This is a genomic window from Streptococcus sp. HMSC072D07, assembly GCF_001814835.1.
Classification (GTDB): Bacteria; Bacillota; Bacilli; order Lactobacillales; family Streptococcaceae; genus Streptococcus.
Genome location: NZ_KV818071.1, coordinates 1 through 899 on the forward strand (window position 1 = coordinate 1; position 899 = coordinate 899).

General features: G+C 47.6%; 1 protein-coding gene and 1 pseudogene. Both read left to right on the forward strand.

Annotation, left to right across the window (positions count from 1 at the left end):
• Nucleotides 1–126: 126 nt before the first annotated feature.
• Nucleotides 127–750, forward strand: a pseudogene (locus HMPREF2991_RS07560) (SHIRT domain-containing protein); the annotation flags it as partial.
• Nucleotides 751–765: 15 nt separating this feature from the next.
• The coding region (locus tag HMPREF2991_RS11265; protein ID WP_257371985.1) for an SHIRT domain-containing protein at nt 766–899 on the forward strand (134 nt) is incomplete at its 3' end.

Sequence of the window (899 nt, forward strand, 5' to 3'; positions counted from 1 at the left end):
GCATCAGAAACCATCAATGGAGCGGATGCCCATTTCATCGGTGCATGGGAATTCACCCCAGCTCCAACTTACAAGGCAACACATGAATTTGTCAGCGGAACTCCAGGAAAAGACCTTCCACAAGAAGTGAAAGCCTTGCTTCCAGCAGACCAAACAGACTTAAAGATGGTAGTCAAGCGACTCCAACTCAGCCAAGTAAAACGGAAGTGAAGACAGCAGAAGGTACTTGGAGCTTCAAGTCCTACGACAAGGCATCAGAAACCATCAATGGAGCAGATGCCCACTTCGTAGGCACCTGGGAATTCACTCCAGCTCCAACTTACAAGGCAACACATGAATTTGTCAGCGGAATCCCAGGGAAAGACCTTCCACAAGGAGTGAAAGCCTTGCTTCCAGCAGACCAAACCGACTTAAAGATGGTAGTCAAGCGACTCCAACTCAACCAAGTAAAACAGAAGTGAAGACAGCAGAAGGTACTTGGAGCTTCAAGTCCTACGACAAGGCATCAGAAACCATCAATGGAGCGGATGCCCACTTCGTCGGTACTTGGGAATTTACCCCAGCACCAACTTACAAGGCAACACATGAATTTGTCAGCGGAACTCCAGGAAAAGACCTTCCACAAGAAGTGAAAGCCTTGCTTCCAGCAGACCAAACAGACTTAAAGATGGTAGTCAAGCGACTCCAACTCAACCAAGTAAAACAGAAGTGAAGACAGCAGAAGGCACATGGAGCTTTAAGTCTTATGACAAGGCATCAGAAACCATCAATGGAGCGGATGCCCACTTCGTCGGTACTTGGGAATTTACCCCAGCACCAACTTACAAGGCAACACATGAATTTGTAAGCGGAACTCCAGGCAAAGAGCTTCCACAAGAAGTGAAAACTCTGCTTCCAGC